General features: G+C 40.7%; 14 protein-coding genes. 13 read left to right on the forward strand and 1 reads right to left on the reverse strand.

Translation table 11 applies throughout. From position 1 onward, the window contains the following. The 5 genes from ACYQ3Q_RS11410 to ACYQ3Q_RS11430 all read left to right on the forward strand — a co-directional run. A partial coding sequence (locus ACYQ3Q_RS11410; RefSeq protein ID WP_459928671.1) for an AAA-type ATPase lid domain-containing protein occupies positions 1–364 on the forward strand: 364 nt, incomplete at its 5' end. Between the two features lie 446 nt (positions 365–810). After that, complete coding sequence (locus ACYQ3Q_RS11415; RefSeq protein WP_459929028.1) at positions 811–1,740, forward strand: TRAP transporter substrate-binding protein; 930 nt, start codon at positions 811–813, stop codon at positions 1,738–1,740. A 62-nt stretch (positions 1,741–1,802) separates the two neighbouring features. Then, positions 1,803–2,321 carry a TRAP transporter small permease gene (locus ACYQ3Q_RS11420; protein ID WP_459928672.1) on the forward strand — a complete coding sequence of 173 codons (519 nt, stop codon included), beginning with the start codon at positions 1,803–1,805 and terminating at the stop codon, positions 2,319–2,321. A gap of 16 nt (positions 2,322–2,337) precedes the next feature. Continuing rightward, on the forward strand, positions 2,338–3,627 hold the full coding sequence (locus ACYQ3Q_RS11425; protein ID WP_459928673.1) for a TRAP transporter large permease: 1,290 nt from the start codon (positions 2,338–2,340) through the stop codon (positions 3,625–3,627). A 173-nt stretch (positions 3,628–3,800) separates the two neighbouring features. Beyond that, positions 3,801–6,560 carry a molybdopterin-dependent oxidoreductase gene (locus ACYQ3Q_RS11430; protein ID WP_459928674.1) on the forward strand — a complete coding sequence of 920 codons (2,760 nt, stop codon included), beginning with the start codon at positions 3,801–3,803 and terminating at the stop codon, positions 6,558–6,560. A 481-nt stretch (positions 6,561–7,041) separates the two neighbouring features. Here ACYQ3Q_RS11430 and ACYQ3Q_RS11435 read toward each other — a convergent pair whose 3' ends face one another. Then, positions 7,042–8,283, reverse strand: a complete 1,242-nt coding sequence (locus ACYQ3Q_RS11435; RefSeq protein WP_459928675.1) for an IS110 family RNA-guided transposase — start codon at positions 8,281–8,283, stop codon at positions 7,042–7,044. A gap of 732 nt (positions 8,284–9,015) precedes the next feature. Here ACYQ3Q_RS11435 and ACYQ3Q_RS11440 point away from each other — a divergent pair. From ACYQ3Q_RS11440 to ACYQ3Q_RS11475, 8 genes are all read left to right on the forward strand, one after another. Then, positions 9,016–10,839 (forward strand): sigma 54-interacting transcriptional regulator, encoded by a 1,824-nt coding sequence (locus ACYQ3Q_RS11440; RefSeq protein ID WP_459928676.1) that lies wholly within the window; start codon positions 9,016–9,018, stop codon positions 10,837–10,839. Between the two features lie 112 nt (positions 10,840–10,951). Continuing rightward, a complete protein-coding gene (locus ACYQ3Q_RS11445) occupies positions 10,952–11,296 on the forward strand; it encodes a cupin domain-containing protein (RefSeq protein ID WP_459928677.1) in 345 nt (114 codons plus the stop codon). Positions 11,297–11,554: 258 nt separating this feature from the next. Next, on the forward strand, positions 11,555–12,763 hold the full coding sequence (locus ACYQ3Q_RS11450) for a tRNA-dihydrouridine synthase (RefSeq protein ID WP_459928678.1): 1,209 nt from the start codon (positions 11,555–11,557) through the stop codon (positions 12,761–12,763). Between the two features lie 110 nt (positions 12,764–12,873). After that, on the forward strand, positions 12,874–13,074 hold the full coding sequence (locus tag ACYQ3Q_RS11455) for a DUF3311 domain-containing protein (RefSeq protein ID WP_459928679.1): 201 nt from the start codon (positions 12,874–12,876) through the stop codon (positions 13,072–13,074). A gap of 14 nt (positions 13,075–13,088) precedes the next feature. Continuing rightward, positions 13,089–14,564, forward strand: a complete 1,476-nt coding sequence (locus ACYQ3Q_RS11460) for a sodium:solute symporter family protein (RefSeq protein ID WP_459928680.1) — start codon at positions 13,089–13,091, stop codon at positions 14,562–14,564. A gap of 319 nt (positions 14,565–14,883) precedes the next feature. Beyond that, positions 14,884–16,092 carry a tRNA-dihydrouridine synthase gene (locus ACYQ3Q_RS11465; protein WP_459928681.1) on the forward strand — a complete coding sequence of 403 codons (1,209 nt, stop codon included), beginning with the start codon at positions 14,884–14,886 and terminating at the stop codon, positions 16,090–16,092. Between the two features lie 71 nt (positions 16,093–16,163). Then, positions 16,164–16,940 carry a carbon-nitrogen family hydrolase gene (locus ACYQ3Q_RS11470; RefSeq protein WP_459928682.1) on the forward strand — a complete coding sequence of 259 codons (777 nt, stop codon included), beginning with the start codon at positions 16,164–16,166 and terminating at the stop codon, positions 16,938–16,940. Between the two features lie 52 nt (positions 16,941–16,992). Beyond that, positions 16,993–17,691 carry a DUF2848 family protein gene (locus ACYQ3Q_RS11475; protein ID WP_459928683.1) on the forward strand — a complete coding sequence of 233 codons (699 nt, stop codon included), beginning with the start codon at positions 16,993–16,995 and terminating at the stop codon, positions 17,689–17,691. Positions 17,692–17,723: the final 32 nt, after the last annotated feature.

Genomic DNA, 17,723 nt, shown 5'->3' on the forward strand with positions numbered 1-17,723 from the left:
TATGGCGACTTTATTAGAGTATAGCTGGCCAGGTAATGTGCGAGAACTTCAAAATGCTATTGAATACGCTATTAACATGAGCGAATTTGGTCAGAAAATTATGTTAGAACATCTTCCGCAGAGAATTCTTGCCACGGCAAATCTGAAGATCGAAGTGGAAGATGTAATGATAAAACCAGTTATTTTAAAGGAGTCTAGTAAACAAACTAAAGAAGTAAAATTGAAGAACCTAGAAACAGAAATAATTAAAGAGGCGCTAGAGCGGTTTGATAATACGACCATCGGAAAGGAAAAGGCAGCAGAGTATCTAGGAATAAGTATCTCGACCTTATATAGAAAGCTAAAAAGTATTGCTTATCCCTGAAAGCGTTGACTGGATTATCACCCACATCACAAATATGGCAACTTCTCCTCCCTTGAAGAGACCTTCCTGTTTTTCGCAAGTTTCCTAAAAATAGTAAAACTTTTCATAATTGACAAATATATTGAGAAAAAAGAATACTATTTCCCCTTTGCCAAGCCCTAAAAGATATATTAGGACTTGGCACATTTATTGCAAATATTCTGTATTGAATGTTAATTAGGGAGGAGAGGAGCTTAAAGGACTGGAAATCTACTAAACTGAATTAATCAGCACGACTAAGAAAGGAGAAAGAAATGCTAAGATCTCGTAAGTTTTTTAACATTTTAATTTTGTTGCTAACTATTATCTTATTATCGGTAGGTTGCGGGACAACTCAACCGGCTGCAACTTCACCTTCTACGGATGCCACGTCATCAGGTGCGCCAGCCCCTAACAAGCAGTACGTAATGAAACTCAGTGACGTGGAACCGGCCGTATCTCCACAGCATCATGCCGTGGAAAAATTTAAGGAAGCTGTAGAAAAAGCTACCAACGGAAATCTAAAAGTTGAATTATACCCTAACTCCCAATTGGGAGATGCCAGAACACAAATTGAGGCAACTCAGCTGAATACCCAACAGGGGTTTCTTCTACCAACATCAAATCTTACCGGATTTTATTCAACAGCTTCAATCACTGACCTTCCCTTCTTATTCCCGAACAGGGAAATAACTTATAAAGTGATGGACGGTGATGTAGGCCAGGAGTACCTGAAAGGTTTTGAAAAAGTAGGTCTCAAAGGCGTGGATCTATGGGAAAGCGGCTTTAAACAGTTTAGCGGGAACTTCCCCATCAATACACCAGATGACTACAAAGGCAAAAAGATTCGAGTGATGGAGAACCCGGTGCTAATAGCTCAATATCAGGCTTTAGGTGCCAGTGCCGTTCCAATTAACTTTGCTGAAACCTACAACGCTTTGCAGCAAGGTGTGGTGGAGGGCCAAGAAAATCCAATGTCATCCATCTTTAAAATGAAATTCCATGAAGTCCAAAAAACAATTGCCATTTCCGATCACGGGTGGTTGCCTCTGCTGATAGGCATAAACAAGAACTTTTGGGACAGTTTGCCCAAAGAATATCAAGCCGCCATTGTAAAAGGTTCTAATGACAGCAAGATTTGGCTGCGTCAGGAATTAGCCCGTTTGGAGAAAGAAGAATATATACCAGCATTTGAAAAAACCTGCAAAGTCGTTAAGCTTACTCCCCAGGAAAAACAAGCTTTTGCGGACAAGGTGAAAGACCCGGCCCGGGCTAAAATGTTGACCCTTTTAGATGATCAAGGCAAAACAGTTTTAAATAAAATCGATGCCCAGATTAAAGAATTGAACGGAAAATAACCTGACAACAGTGGGGCGGGTTTTTTGCCCGCCCACTGTTGTCATTGTTTGGGGGGATTGCTGTGCTAAGCAAACTGAATCGATTATTGGAAAAAGCGGTGGGTCTGGTGATCGGGCTCATATTACTGTGCGTAACTCTCTTGCTGTGCGGTAACGTGATCACACGTTACGTGTTCGGTTTTTCATTGTCCTGGGGCGAAGAAGTGACGGCTTTCGCCATGATTTGGATCACCTTTCTCGGCAGCGGTTTATGTGTGCGGAAAGGACTTCATGTCAGCATGGATGCATTTGTGCAGCTGTTGCCCCAGCGTGGACAAATGATTTTCAAAGTGTTTGGCAATCTAGTCGGTTTGACTTTTTCCGTTTTCATGTTGGTCATCGGATGGAATCTGATGTTAAAGGTGGGAGCAAGCGGACAGATTAGCGCTGCGGCCATGATACCAATAAAATATATTTACGCTATTATTCCGGCAGGGGCCTTGTATATGATTCTTGAGTATATTGAAGCACTGCTAAAAGTTTTGTCCAAGAAAGAACAAACGGTTGACGAACTAGAACATTTGATAAGTGGTCACGTGTAAGAAAGGAGCAGAAACGATGCTGGCTCTAGTGTTCGTTGCTTTAGGATTATTGCTGTTGTCCGGCGTATCAATTTACATAGCCTTGGCAGCACCCGCCATTTTGGCTATGTGGTATACAAACATTCCATATGTGGCCTTCGTACAACAAATGTTTAATGGTATAAACAAATTTGCTTTGATGGCGATTCCTTTTTTCATTTTTGCCGCCAATATCATGGGCAAAGGGGGTATGTCAAAACGAATTGTGGATTTGGCTAATGCGATCATGGGCAGGTTCTACGGGGGTACAGCCATCGCAGCTGTTTTAGCTTGTATGTTTTTTGGCGCCTTGTCCGGTTCGTCTCCGGCGACAGTAGTGGCGATTGGCTCTCTGGTTTACCCTGCGCTGCTTGAGGCCGGCTACAGTCAAAGGTTTTCCATGGGGCTAGTAGCGGCTTCATCTTCCTTAGCCATTCTCATTCCCCCCAGTATAACTATGATTGTCTATGGTTCCGTGACTGGGGCTTCCGTGGGAGCATTGTTTCTTGGTGGAATTGGTCCTGGAATATTGGTAGGTTTACTTTTTATGGCGTATGCTTATTGGTATGCCCGTAAACACGATATCCGAATGAAAAAAGCCTTTAGTTTAAGGGAAGTCGGGCATGTTTTACGGGAATCCGCCTGGGCGTTAGGGGTACCCATAATCATTATCGGTGGGATTTACGGGGGAGTGTTTACCCCTACAGAATCGGCCACCGTGTCTGCCGTCTACGCCATGATCATCGGTTTGTTTGTATATCGGGAATTAACCTGGAAAAGCTTGTTACAAGTTTGTATCGATTCAGCAGTAATTACTGCCCAAATTATGATCTTGATCAGTGCCGCCGCTGTTCTTTCCTGGGTGTTTACCGTTGGCCAGTTGCCGTTATTACTCAATCAATTAATCGGTAACATAGAGACCTCGAGGATTTTGGTATTACTCATGTTGAACCTGATCCTAGTGATCGCGGGTATGTTTTTGGATGCGGCACCATTCATTCTTTTACTGGCACCTCTGTTCTTGCCAATTGCAGACAAAGTCGGAGTATCGAACGTTCATCTCGGTATCATAATGTCTATCAATGGGGCACTGGGCATGTTCAGTCCGCCCTTTGGACTCAACTTGTTTGTAGGTATGAATGTGTTTAAACAAGATTTTAGTCCTCTAGCGAGATCAGTTGTGCCATTTATATTTCTGGCGTTGATTGCAGTTATCTTAGTTACCTTTATTCCTATGATTAGCTTATGGATTCCATTTCAAGCCTATGGAGATAGTGTACTCAAATAGCATGAACGAATGTCTACATGTGTATGGTGGTTCAATAAGCACTTACGATATAAAAATATCCATCTATGAGGCTGACTAGCCCAAGCCTTTGCCAGTATTCGTTAAAAAAGAGTTAGAAGATTTCATAAGGGCCTAGGAATAAAATTAAAGCTTCTAAAAGGAGTTAAGCGTAAATGACGGAATGCAAGGAAATAAAATTTTCTGTTAATGGCAAGGAAAGAAAGATTATTACTGATCCTACGCGGACACTGCTTAAAATTTTACGGGAGGATCTAAAATTAACGGGAACTAAAGAGGGTTGTAGTCAAGGGCAATGTGGTTCTTGTGCTGTACTGGTAGACGGACACGTAGTAAAATCTTGCCATTATTTAGTTGGGAGCGTTGAGGGGAAAAGCGTTACAACAATTGAAGGATTAGGAACAAAAGAAAATTTACATCCTATTCAACAAGCTTTTATTGACGCAGGTGCAGTTCAGTGTGGTTTTTGCACTCCCGGGATGATTTTAACCGCAAAAGGCTTACTTGATCAAAAACCTAATCCTACTGAAACGGAGATAACTAGAGCATTTCAAGGAAATTTGTGTCGTTGTACTGGTTATATTAAAATTATTGAGGCTATAAAAAGGGCATCAGGATATTTAAATGGAAGCGAATATCTCACATCTCAAAAAACGGAGGTGCTTGGCGAAAGTCTACCAAGAGTGGATGGGGCTGAAAAGGTAACTGGGCAAGCAGTATTTGCGGATGACATAAAAATGGAAGATATGTTATATGCTGCAGTTGTTAGAAGTCCTTATCACCATGCACTTATCAAAAGTATTGATAAGACTATCGCAGAACAGGTTAAAGGTGTAGTGGGAATATACGTTGCTTCGGATATTCCTGGATTAAACCGCGTTAAAATTTTTAGACCTGACCAACCTATTTTGGCCGAAACAAAAGTTCGTTTTAAAGGGGATCCAGTGGCCTTAGTTGTTGCGGAGAATCTCAAAGCAGCTCAGCTTGCATCTGATAAGATCATCGTTAATTATGAGGGATTACAACCAATTTTTGACGCGAACGAAGCGGCTAAAGAAACGATTAATTTAATCCATGCGGATAGCGAGAATGTTACATTTGGTCAATCCTTAATTAAAGGTGATATCGAAGAAGGTTTTGCTAATGCTGATTTAATTATAGAAAATACATATACGACCCCTGCACACGAACATGCTTACCTTGAACCAGAAGCAGGTGTTGCTTATATTGATTCTGCAGGGATATTGGTTATTAATGTAGGCACTCAAAATGCACAGCACAATCGAAGTGAATTGGCAGGGGTCTTGAATATCCCAATAGACAAGATTCGAGTTGTCCAAACGACAACTGGTGGAGGTTTTGGCGGGAAATTAGATATTACTATTCAAGGTTTGTTGGCAACTGCAGCCTTTCTTACTAAAAAGCCCGTGAAGCTGGTTTATAGTCGAGAGGAATCCTTTTTGGCGACTACAAAAAGACATCCTTTCCATATAAAACATCGCCTTGGGGTATCGAATAAGGGTTTCCTAACAGCTATTGACGTTCAGTTTTTGGCTGACACCGGGGCATACTTATCCTTCGGACCAGGAGTAGTTATTCGTGCGGTTGTACATTCCACAGGCCCATACCGGATTCCTAACGTAAAAATTTTTGGTCAAGCAGTTTATACAAATAATCCCCCGAGTGGAGCAATGAGGGGATTTGGTGTTCCGCAAATTGCTTATGCAATGGAAAGTCAAATGGATATCGCAGCGAAAATGCTGGGAATCGATCCTTTGGAAATACGTCGTATCAATGGTTATCGTGCAAATGATTATACTGCTACAGGTCAAGAATTGGAGAATCAATTAGCATATCTTGATACTCTATCTTTGCTAAAAGCAGAATACGAGCGCGCGAACGAAGAAATAGCAAAACACGGGAAGAATGACATTGTCAAAAAGGGTGTTGGGGTGGCTTCGATGTGGTTTGGACCAGGGAAGACAGGACTAAAGGAACAATCTGAAGTTTACCTAGAATTGCTTCCGATGGGAAAAGTTCGATTAGTAACTACCGCCGCGGATATAGGACAGGGTTTAGATACTGTAATGGCACAACTTGTTGCAAAAGCTTTGAATCTACCCTTCCAGATGGTTGAAGTAAGCTCTAAAGACACTTTCGATTCTCCAGATGGTGGCTTTACCTGTGCCAGTAGACAAACCTACAATACTGGAAATGCAGTATTAATGGCAGTAGAAAGAATGAAATCTAGTTTGCTGCAATGCGCATCGGAACTATTAAATCTGCCAACTGAAGAGTTAGTTATGGAAAATGGTTTAGTCAGTTCGGCACTTGATCAGAAAACTTCTGTTGGTTTGGCAGAACTTTATACACGAGGGATACCTCGCGCATACGGAAATTACTCTGCAAGTGTGACACCCTTGGATAAAAATGGGCAAGGTGTCGGTTATGAAACCTATACTTTTGGAACTCAAATGGCTGTAGTTGAGGTTAATGTGGTAACCGGGGAAGTAAAAGTGAATCGGATTGTTGTAGCTCATGACGTGGGAACCGTAATTAATCCCCAAAGTGTTGAGGGACAATTGGAAGGCGGTGTGATGATGGGCTTAGGAATGGCTTTAAAGGAGAAATATATTACAGATAAGACTAAAAACTTCGGAAATTATCATATTCCGCGTTTAAGTGATGTTCCAGAGATAAAATCGATTCATTTAGAAGTCAAACATGAACATGGACCTTTCGGAGCTGCCGGTGCAGGTGAATGTTCCTTAATCCCGACTGCACCAGCAATTACGAATGCAATATCTAACGCAATCGGGTATAGATTTTTCGATTTACCAGTGACTGCGGATAAAATTAAAAAAGCTCTTTCTAATACTTCTCCCGAAGCTTTAATAGAATGTAGTGAAGTTTAATCTCAACTAAGTTATGATGACCATATTCTGTTCTAAGGGGTAATTCAATATAATATTGAGTTATCTTCTTTTTTTTATATTCATATAGTAATTGAAAGGAATGGAGAAGGGCTTGTTTCTCCTCCGAATTTTTGAAGGAAGTTCGCAGTTTAAACATAGTTTAAAATTATTAGGCATCAGCACTAGAGTGTTGATTTAGTAGCTAGTTAATATATAATTAGGGTATTCCTAAAGTCTTAGGTCAAGACCATGGCACACGGCATATATATTCTAAGGAAGTTTTGGTCGCCAAACTCTGAATATTTGAATAAATAGTTTTTTTAACATTTAAGTCCTTCGGTAATATGTCAAGACCCTAAGCGAGTCAATTTTTCAACAAATTAATAATTAGTGGTTAAAAAAGGCAATAAGAAACCATCTCATTCCCAAAATGATATGGGAAAAAGTTACAAAAATGGGATCTTAATTATCTTGTTCATGCTTAGTTTGCATTCCCCCTATTGCCATGTGGCATATAGATTTGGTTGCTGCGTAGCAGAGCATCAACCATACGGACGAGTTTACGTGCAGTAAGCACGAGAGCACGGCGATGATGGTGAGTCTTACTTTCCGAGAATTTACGTTGGTAGAAGGCTTTATACTCTGGTTCCTTTTGGCGTACTAAGTTAGCAGCCTGGACGATATAACTGCGCAAGTAGGTGTTGCCGGTTCGGGTTAAGGGTGTGTCATCGGCTGTAAAATTACCTGACTGGTGAGAACGCCAGGTTAACCCAATAAACTTTGCTAAGGCTCCTTCATTCGGAAAACGACGGATGTCTCCAATCTCAGCAATAATACCCGCTGAAAGCACAGGGCCAATACCGGGAATGGTAATGAGCGTATTAGGAAAATGCCTGATTTCTGCTTCGATCGCCTTATCGATTTTCTTTACCTGCTTCTCTAAAGCGTGGATGGTTTCGATGCTCGTGGCTAGGATAAGGTTAATGGGTTGCAATAGGCTTCCATGTAGTCGATGGGCCTTGCGGGCGGCTTCCTTCAACTCTCTGGCTTTGGCTTCCGGATCCTCGAAATGACTTCTTCCTTTCTCCATGAGGAAATCAATCAATTCATCAAGCGGTCGAGCCGCAACCTCTTCTGGAGAAAAAAACTCAAGTGTCAAGGATTCAGAAGTAGCGCCGAAAGTATTACTAAAAACCGCACCTTGGGCGAGAGTGCTAAACTTCAAGAACAAGTTAGTGAGGAAATAGTTTTTCTCTCTGGAGATCATCTCAATCAGATGACAACGAAAGCGAGTGAGGCGTTGTAACGGTAAGTAGCGGAAATCGACCTGAGAGCCCTCCGGGAGCCGGCCGAAGCGTAAACGTTCGGCAATGACCCAGGCATCAATCCAATCGTTCTTCGGAAGGTCCACATAAGCCTTCTTGAAATTAGCAACTACCTTGGGGTTAAAGGAATAAATTTGGGGCTGTAAAGGTGCTAAACAATGGTCTTCCGCTAAGAACATTTGTAACGGCCAACTGTACACGGAAGTGGCCTCTAAACCAATAACCAGCCGGTCTTCTTTCTCTTTAGCGCAGGCTTCAGTGAGATATCGGGCAACTTGCTCACAACCAGGTTTATCATTCAAAACCCGTAGTTTTTTAACCGGTTCATTACCCCGCTCATCTAAGATTCGCACTTTAAAATCACTGGAACTCACATCAATACCGACAAATAAACTCAATTAAAATCACCTCACTTTCTGAGTCGAAGAATTTGTAAGATTAACGTTGGGACCAGGCACCACAACAGGTCAACAACCTCGCCGAATCAGCACTTGTCTTAAAAAGACCTTGGATCCAACCGATCTGCTACCATCGGAGGAGTTCCCTTTAAGCTGTGCAACCTTCGAGTTAAAAGTTCAAATTGTGGGCTGGCAGTCAGACTTAAAAAGAGGTCAAAGCCTCAAGGAGGAGAAGGCCTTACCAGAACGAACCTCACGGTACCATTTTGCCTGGAATCCCAACAAAATTAAATACTTTTTTGTTCTCATAGAACAATCTGAGGAATCTTTTTGGTGGAAGTGTGCGTTTGTGCCTTTAATGGGGAAAGCCATTTGTTAGTCATTAAAAAGGGTTTCCCCCCGCACCTCCTTCCTAAAATCAAGTATTCCTCATCCTGAGCCTGTGGACAGTGCCAGCCTGTGGAAAAGCACTTTAGGGTCTGTCTTAAAAGAGCTTTCCCAACAGGCTTTGGACAAGTTGAATTTGAAGTATGCTTTGGGGTTGACTTGTCCACACTGCCCACAGGCACGACGGCTGCATGGGGTATGCGTTATCCTGCGCGCATCTTGTTGATGTTGACCATACTAACTGAATTTCCAGTTTTTCTATGGTCATTTAAATACCCCACGTTCCATTAGTTTCTTGGACTCGTGGGGCAGGAACTAAATTAATTATACGAGGAGGAGATATCATTGACGACAGAATTATCCTCTGTAAAAGAATTTGTTCAACAAGTCGTAGAGGCGATTGCTGTCGCCCTAGGAATCGATGTTATGGTATTCGATCTAGAAAGAACAATCTTAGCTGGGTCAGGTGTTACGAAAGATGAAATTGGAACTCGTTATCATGAGAGGAGTTTGACGGGGTCAATTTTGGTGACTGGAAATCCACTTATTACCCGAGCCCCTGGTCGCTCGGAAGAATGTAGAGATTGTCATCGCTATGGCACTTGTCTTCATTTAGCAGTGGTAGCATATCCAATAAAGATCGAGAGCGACGTTTTGGGTAGTTTTTGTCTAGTTGCAACCGATGAAAAACAGAAAAAACGTTTATTAACCGACGAAGAGGGTATGAGGAAGTTTTTAGACAAAGCGTGTCAAATGATTGGTAGCGTGATTAACGAACGACGAGTTCAAGATCAATTAAACATAATACTTAAACGCTACGATAACGTGGTGAATTCCATTCATGAAGGAATTATTGTGATTAACGAAAAGGGTATAATAATCCACTTGAATCGATCTGCCCTTGAACTTTTAGGCATTACGCCTGAAGAAACTCTAAATCAACACATCACTAAAATATTCCATAACTTTTCGTTAACGTTAGATGAGCTCGCAAAACGAAATAAAACAGAAATCGAAATTACTTATCAGAAAAATCCTAAATACAAGAAAAAGCGTCTTTTGGCTACAGTTATGCCTATACATGCTGAAGAAGGATTAGAGATAAAAGGCGCAACAATTTCGATGCGAAACCTTAAAGAAGTGCAATCGTATGCAGCCAAACTCGTAGGTACTTATAGTAAATACGAGTTTAAAGACATAGTTGGACAAAGTGAGGAATTTGTTCATGTTAAGAATAAACTGCAAAAGGCGGCCTTAACTGATTCAACAATATTAATAAGTGGCGAGAGTGGAACCGGTAAAGAACTATTTGCCCATGCTGTTCACGGAGCAAGTTATCGCCGTAAGGGACCGTTTATTGCCATAAACTGTAGTGCCATCCCAGAAACGCTTATAGAAAGTGAACTATTCGGGTATGAAGAAGGGGCGTTTACCGGGGCAAAGCGGGGAGGAAAGCCAGGAAAATTTGAGTTGGCGGAAGATGGAACCTTATTTTTAGATGAACTTGGGGATATGCCCTTACACGTACAAAGCAAGCTCTTACGGGTTTTAGAAAATCATTCGATCGAACGTATCGGAGGGGTTGAATCCATAACGACAAATGTACGGATTATTGCGGCAACTCATCGGAATCTAGAAGAGATGGTAGAACGAAGCGAGTTTCGTGGTGATCTGTATTATCGACTCAGTGTCATCCCGATTTTCATTCCCTCTTTGAAAGAACGAAAACAAGACATTCCGCTATTTATAAGTTATTTTTTAGAAAAATATGGTTCAATAATGGACCGTCCAATACAGGAACTGGATGCTACCACAATGGCGACTTTATTAGAGTATAGCTGGCCAGGTAATGTACGGGAACTTCAAAATGCTATTGAATATGCTATTAACATGAGTGAATTTGGCCAGAAAATCATGTTAGAACATCTTCCGCAGAGAATTCTCGCCATTGCAAATGTGAAGACCGAAGTGGAAGATGTAATAAAGAAAAAAGTTATTTTTGAAGAACCTAATAAACAATCTAAAGCAAAATTGAAAAACCTAGAAACGGAAATAATTAAAGAGGCTCTAAAGCGTTTTGATAATACGACCATCGGAAAAGAAAAGGCAGCAGAGTATCTAGGAATAAGTATTTCGACTTTATACAGGAAATTAAAGGAAATCAGTTAATAATTTTTAATTATTTTTTTATCGATTTAGCTGTTTTAACTTTTGGCATCATATTTGCATTCTACTAATTTAAACAGCACCGAAGCTGAATAAATTGGGAGGTTGATAAAAAATGGGTAAACCCGAGTTGGAATTTTTTGATCATGATCTTAATATTGGTTGGAGTCAGGTCGAGGGAGCGTTGGAAGGGATTATTGAGAAGATATTAAGCCTTGATCCCGAGACTGGCTCCTATACAAGGCTTTTAAAGTTTCCGCCAGGGATGACAACAAATGAAACTCTGATTCATGATTTTTGGGAAGAAGTTTACATTTTAAAAGGTAGTTTAACAGATCTTAAAAAGAAAGAGACATACATTGAAGGTATGTATGCGTGCCGTCCTCCTCAGATGACTCATGGTCCATATAATATACCCAATGGCTGCATGACCTTAGAGATTCGCACTTACGTGAAATAACTAAGAATGCACGTTATTAAAAAAGTAACTGTTAGCATTTATTGCAACAGTTACTTTTTTAATAACAAAAAATCTGACTATTCTCAATAGCAAGAGAAATAGTCAGATTTTTTATCAAAAGTGATAAAAAATAATTGTGAGAAGAAAGCAATATAGGCCAATTATCTCGATAATAAGCTCTTAGGTAGTTGGTACGATATTTGCAATTCATAATATTATCTGCCATTACACATAGGTAAAAAGAGAGGATTGATCAAGATGAAACCTGATTTGAGCGTAGAAGTATGGGGTAAGAAGTTTAAGAATCCAATTATTGTTGCTTCGGCAACTCCCACCAAGGATGCCAAGTACATGAAGAAATGTGTTGATGCAGGAGCGGGGGGGCTTATTTCTAAAACAGTCACTTATGAAAAAGCGTTGCACCGATATGTTTCACCAAGGTTCACTGTCTTACATAAGAAAGGTTGGCCACACGCATTTTCGAATTATTCCGCTGAGTTCTTAGCGACGTATACTCCTGAAGAATGGATGCCTGAAATGGTAGAGACAAAAAAGTATTGTGCAGAGCATAATTGCGTTTTTATAGGCAGCATATCCGGCGATACTTTAGAGAATTGGGGTAAACTCGCCAAGATGGTAGAAGATTGCGGAGCGGATATGATCGAGTGTAATTTTGGCTGTCCCCATCCGCGAGATTTAGGTTATAAAAGTGGACAAGAATTAGGGAGCGATCCAGAGGCGGCAGCTCGAGTAACTAAGATCGTTGTTGATGCAGTCAAGATTCCAGTGATTATTAAACTGACAGCAGAGGCTGTGGATCCAGTTCTTGTCGCGAAAAGAGTTGCCGCAGAAGGGGCCAGCGGTGTTACCGTCCATAATAGGTTCCCAGCTTTGGACCTTGATATTGAAACAGGTCGGCCTCTCTTACATTCTACGTTCGCAGGAGTAGGTGGTCCCTGGATGCGTCCAATTATGTTGAAGTGGGTTGCGAAGGTGGCAAAGTCTCTAGACATTCCAATCTCCGCGACTAATGGAATTTGGACGTGGGAAGATGTTGTTAAATCAATTATGGTGGGGGCCTCGACCGTTCAGACTTGCACGGCGATTATGTATGGAAGCAAACAGTTTGGTGCTATTCAGGACTTTATTAAAGGCTTAGAAGATTTCATGGAAACCAAGGGGTACAACAGCATTGCGGAAATGCGGGGAATAACCTTAAATCAGCTAAAAACATGGGATATAGTGGATCGAGAGAGTCGCTACCTTTCAGAAGTAAATCCGGATAAGTGTAACGGTTGTAAACTCTGTGTAAACTGGTGTTTCTATGGAGCAATCACTATAGAAGACAAAAAGGCGCAGATTGATCGAAGTAAATGTGATGGGTGCGGCTTATGTCCTTCCCTTTGTCCAAGAGATGCAATTACTTTGGATGGACTTGGACATAGTTATTTAGGTAATTTTCGATAATTGTTAGATTTCCCCTCCGGTGAAGTCGGGTAATCTTTGATTAAAACCGTGCAAAGTAACACCAGTTTTCTCAAATCAGCCTGAATTACAGGGACAAGGAGGTGAAAGAAATGAGTCTGTCAAAAGTCATTTACGCTCTCTTATTTATTAGCTATATTTGTTTAATCGGACCAGGTTTATTAATCGGCAATTCAATTGAACCAATGATCCTAGGAGTCCCATTTTTCTACTTTTGGACAGCGCTTTGGACAGTTGTCGGTTCCATCTTAATCGTAATCCTAAGTCTAAAGGTTTGGAATGAAAATGAATAATGGAGGTGAGAATAATGTCTTTTGAATTTGGTATTGTCATTGCATATATGGTATTGTCTTTAGTTATTGGAATTGTTGTAATGAAATTTGATAATGATGCAGGAGCAACCACTCAAGAAGATTTTTTTCTGGCTGGTCGAGGTTTGAATTGGTTACCACTAACCTTTACAGTTGCCGGGACATATTTTAGTACCTATGCAATGATGGGAGTTGCTGGTGCTTTATTTAAACAAGGTATACCATGGATAACTGTATCTGTATCTACTCCGCTGATAGTAAGTCTGGTGATGTGGCATGTGGGTAAGCGGATTTGGTATGTGGGAAGTAAAAATGGTTATATTACTCCATCAGATTTATTAGATGACTATTATAAATCTAAGATTTTAAGAGCTTTAACTGCCTTGGTTAATATTGCTTTCTGTATTCCTTATGTAACTATTCAAATTATCGGTGGTAGTAAAATCCTTGAAATAGCTAGTAATGGTAGTATTCCTTTTACTACTGGTGCCTGGATAATTCTTTTTGTAATATTAGCCTACGTTATGACCGGTGGTATGAAAGCGGTGGCCTGGACAGATGTTATCCAAGGAATCCTCTTAATAGCCGGAATGTATGCGGGTGGCGTTTATGCTGCGTATTATATGTTTAATAGCCCAACAGATTTGTGGGCTAGGGCCGCCCTGGAAATACCGAAGCATTTGACCATGCCGGGAGCATTAGGGAACCTGACCTGGATTGGCATATTTTCCACATCCCTGATGATCGCTCTTGGAATGGTACCGGGTGGAGCACCTTTTTGGATGCGTTGTTATGCAGCGAATGGTCTAAAATCCCTCAAAATAAGTTGTGGTTTACAGCCGATTTTATTATCATTCGCTTACTTATTTGCTACAACACTGGTAGGTATAGGTGGAAGGATAATGTGGCCTAATATTGCCAACCCAGATAATCTCTTTTTACAATTAACGACCACATATGCTGCCCCTGTTATGATTGGCTTAGTCTTTTCCGCGATTATTGCAGCTGGTATGTCAACTGCAGATTCCAATTTGCATGCCATTAGTTCAGTAATCAGTATTGATATCTATAAAACTTTTATCAATCCTAAAGCCACTGATAAGCAAATTGTATTGATTGGCAGAATTACGATTTTACTAATAGGTTTGATATCTCTGTGGATTAGTATGAAATGGTCAGGAATGATTGTACCGCTGGCATTTATTGCCATGTCACTGGGAATGCAGCTTACTCCGCCTTTAGTTGCAGCATTGTTTTGGGAGAAAGCTAGTACCAAAGGAGCCATTGCCGGTCTGATAGTCGGGTTAATAGTGACATATCTAACTCTCTATATTTGGCCTAATCCGCTGACTGTTCATGGTGGATTCTGGGGCTCTATGGCAAATATAGCCACTTTAGTAGTAGTTAGTTTATTAGATAAACCTATGCCGAGAGAAGTAATCGAGCGTTTTAGGGTAAGTGCAAGTAATTAATATGGGTCCATATAATATACCTAATGGCTGCATTACCAGATTCGCACTTACGTGTTAATAACTAAGAATGAAGCGTTATTAAAAAGTAACTGTTAGCATTAATTGCAAACAGTTACTTTTTTTACAACAGCAATATCTGACTATTCTCAATAATAAGAGAAATAATTTCTTTTTATCAAAAATGATAATAGATAATTGCGAGAAGAAAGTAAAACATGCTAATTATCCCGATAATAAGCTCTTAGGTAGTTGGTACGATATTTGCAATATCATTGTATTGTGTCGCTACACAAAAGAAAAAAAGAGAGGGTTGGTCAACATGAAACCTGATTTGAGCGTAGAAGTATGGGGTAAAAAGTTTAAGAATCCAATTATTGTTGCTTCAGCAACTCCCACAAAAGATGCTAAATACATGAAGAAATGTGTTGATGCTGGAGCAGGAGGGCTTATTTCTAAAACAGTGACTTATGAAAAAGCCTTGCATCGATATGTTTCACCAAGGTTTACGGTCTTGCATAAGAAAGGTTGGCCACACGCATTTTCGAATTATTCCGCCGAATTCTTAGCGACATATACTCCTGAAGAATGGATGCCAGAGATGATCGAGACAAAAAAATACTGTGCAGAACATAATTGCGTTTTTATAGGCAGCATATCTGGCGATACTTTAGAGAATTGGGGTAAACTCGCCAAGATGGTGGAAGATTGTGGAGCGGATATGATTGAGTGTAATTTTGGCTGTCCCCATCCGCGAGATTTAGGTTATAAGAGTGGACAAGAATTAGGGAGCGATCCAGAGGCGGCAGCTCAAGTAACTAAGATCGTTGTTGATGCAGTCAAGATTCCAGTGATTATTAAACTGACAGCAGAGGCTGTGGATCCAGTCCTTGTCGCGAAAAGAGTTGCCGCAGAAGGGGCTAGCGGTGTTACCGTCCATAATAGATTCCCAGCTTTGGACATTGATATTGAAACGGGTCGGCCTCTCTTACATTCTACATTCGCAGGAGTAGGAGGTCCCTGGATGCGTCCAATTATGTTGAAGTGGGTTGCGAAGGTGGCAAAGTCTCTAGACATTCCAATCTCCGCGACTAATGGGATTTGGACATGGGAAGATGTTGTTAAATCAATTATGGTGGGTGCCTCGACCGTTCAGACTTGTACAGCGATTATGTATGGCAGCAAACAGTTTGGTGTTATCGAGGACTTTATTAAAGGGTTAGAAAATTTCATGGAGGCCAAGGGATACAACAGCATTGCGGAAATGCGGGGAATAACCTTAAATCAGCTAAAAACATGGGATTTAGTGGATCGAGAGAGTCGCTACCTTTCAGAAGTAAATCCGGATAAGTGTAATGGTTGTAAACTCTGTGTAAACTGGTGTTTCTATGGCGCAATCACTATGGAAGATAAAAAGGCGCAGATTGATCGCACAAAATGCGATGGGTGTGGCTTATGCCCTTCCCTTTGTCCAAGAGATGCTATTACTTTAGATGGACTTGGACATAGTTATTTAGGTGATTTTCGTTAATTGTTAAACTAACTGATTGAGGATCGTTCCAAGTTAATCTCGTACGGTAAATTCATTTAGGGGGTATAACCTTGAAAGTATCTTCTATACAATTTCTAATTAAGGATGATGAAAATAAAGAACAGCGATTAAAGCGTATGTTGGAAAAAATAGATGCCTGTCGAGGTTCCCAGTTAATTATTATGCCGGAAATCTGGAAGACAGGGTATTTCAATTTCGATAGCTATGAGGCAGAAAGTGAAAGTTTAAATGGGGAAACCGTAACACAAATTGCAGCAAAAGCAAGAGAACTGCAAGCCTATATTATGACTGGGAGTTTTGTAGAAAAAGATCAAGGTAAATTGTTCAATACTAGTGTTCTATTAAATCCCCTAGGGGAAATAATTGCTGCTTATCGGAAGATCCATCTTTTCGGGTATGGCTCTGAAGAGGCCCGTATTCTTACACCGGGATCCCAAGTCGTAACGGTAGGGACCGAATATGGAACGTTTGGTTTGGCTACCTGTTACGATCTTAGGTTTCCAGAATTGTTCCGAAAAATGCTGGATCAAGGTGTGGATTTTATTCTAATTGCTTCAGCGTGGCCATATCCTCGTCTGGATCATTGGCGGACACTCAATCAGGTTAGAGCATTAGAAAATGAATGTTATTTAATCTCCGCTAACTGTGCAGGTATAAATAAAGGCAAACAATATTTGGGTCACAGTGCTATCGTTGATCCTTGGGGTGTTATCATTGCAGGCGCAGGAGATGAAGAGGTTATCCTCACTGCAGAGGTTGAAGCTTCCGAGGTTAAACGGGTTCGAGAGATTTTCCCTCCGGTAAAGGATCGGGTAATTTTTGATTAAAACAGTCAAGGCAACTTAACTAATTCAATGCAAAAAAAATGGAGGAACGTTTATGAAAAATTTTACTTTCTTTATTAATGGGAACCCTGAGCAAAAATTAGAGTTTAAGACTGAACGAATCCTGAATGGTGGTTTCATTGGACGGAATCAAGAACAGGTTAGAAAACACATTCAAGAGCTTGCCGAATTAGGCGTTCCCGCACCTAAGGAAACGCCGGTTTTTTACCCTCTTCTTCCAAATAAGTTAACAACAAGCCAAGAGTTAGAGGTAGTTGGAACAGGTAATTCTGGAGAAGTAGAATTTGTACTGCTCTATACAGCAGGGGGCCTATTTGTTGGAGTAGGTAGTGATCATACTGATCGTGATTTGGAGAAGGCGAGTATTCTAAAATCTAAACAGGTTTATCCAAATATTATGTGCCCAGATGTTTGGAGTTATGACGATGTCATTGATCATTGGGATGAGCTAGAGATGAGAAGCTGGCTTGGTTCAGATAAAGAAATTCTATATCAGGAGGGTACCTTAGCTCAATTGATGAGACCAGAGGATTTGAGGGAGCGGGCGGAGTCTTTAATTGCAGGAGAACTTCAAGGTACTGTCCTATTTTCCGGAACACTAGCAACACTTGAGGAACTGAAGTTTAACGAATATTTTCACATGGAATTACTTGATCGCAAAAGGAATAAGAAGCTGACTTATTCTTATAAAGTTTCGCCTCTAAAGTGGTTTAAAGGTGAATTAGAAGGCTAATGATGTTTATAAATGAGAACATTTTAATCGTG

This window comes from Desulfosporosinus burensis (assembly GCF_054657535.1).

What these genes read in the sequence shown, in the direction of transcription:
- ACYQ3Q_RS11455 (WP_459928679.1), top strand. Translation starts at nt 12,874, where the DNA reads ATGAGTCTGTCAAAAGTCATTTACGCTCTCTTATTTATTAGCTATATT.
- ACYQ3Q_RS11475 (WP_459928683.1), top strand. Translation starts at nt 16,993, where the DNA reads ATGAAAAATTTTACTTTCTTTATTAATGGGAACCCTGAGCAAAAATTA.
- ACYQ3Q_RS11430 (WP_459928674.1), top strand. Translation starts at nt 3,801, where the DNA reads ATGACGGAATGCAAGGAAATAAAATTTTCTGTTAATGGCAAGGAAAGA.
- ACYQ3Q_RS11460 (WP_459928680.1), top strand. Translation starts at nt 13,089, where the DNA reads ATGTCTTTTGAATTTGGTATTGTCATTGCATATATGGTATTGTCTTTA.
- ACYQ3Q_RS11450 (WP_459928678.1), top strand. Translation starts at nt 11,555, where the DNA reads ATGAAACCTGATTTGAGCGTAGAAGTATGGGGTAAGAAGTTTAAGAAT.
- ACYQ3Q_RS11425 (WP_459928673.1), top strand. Translation starts at nt 2,338, where the DNA reads ATGCTGGCTCTAGTGTTCGTTGCTTTAGGATTATTGCTGTTGTCCGGC.
- ACYQ3Q_RS11415 (WP_459929028.1), top strand. Translation starts at nt 811, where the DNA reads ATGAAACTCAGTGACGTGGAACCGGCCGTATCTCCACAGCATCATGCC.
- ACYQ3Q_RS11465 (WP_459928681.1), top strand. Translation starts at nt 14,884, where the DNA reads ATGAAACCTGATTTGAGCGTAGAAGTATGGGGTAAAAAGTTTAAGAAT.
- ACYQ3Q_RS11445 (WP_459928677.1), top strand. Translation starts at nt 10,952, where the DNA reads ATGGGTAAACCCGAGTTGGAATTTTTTGATCATGATCTTAATATTGGT.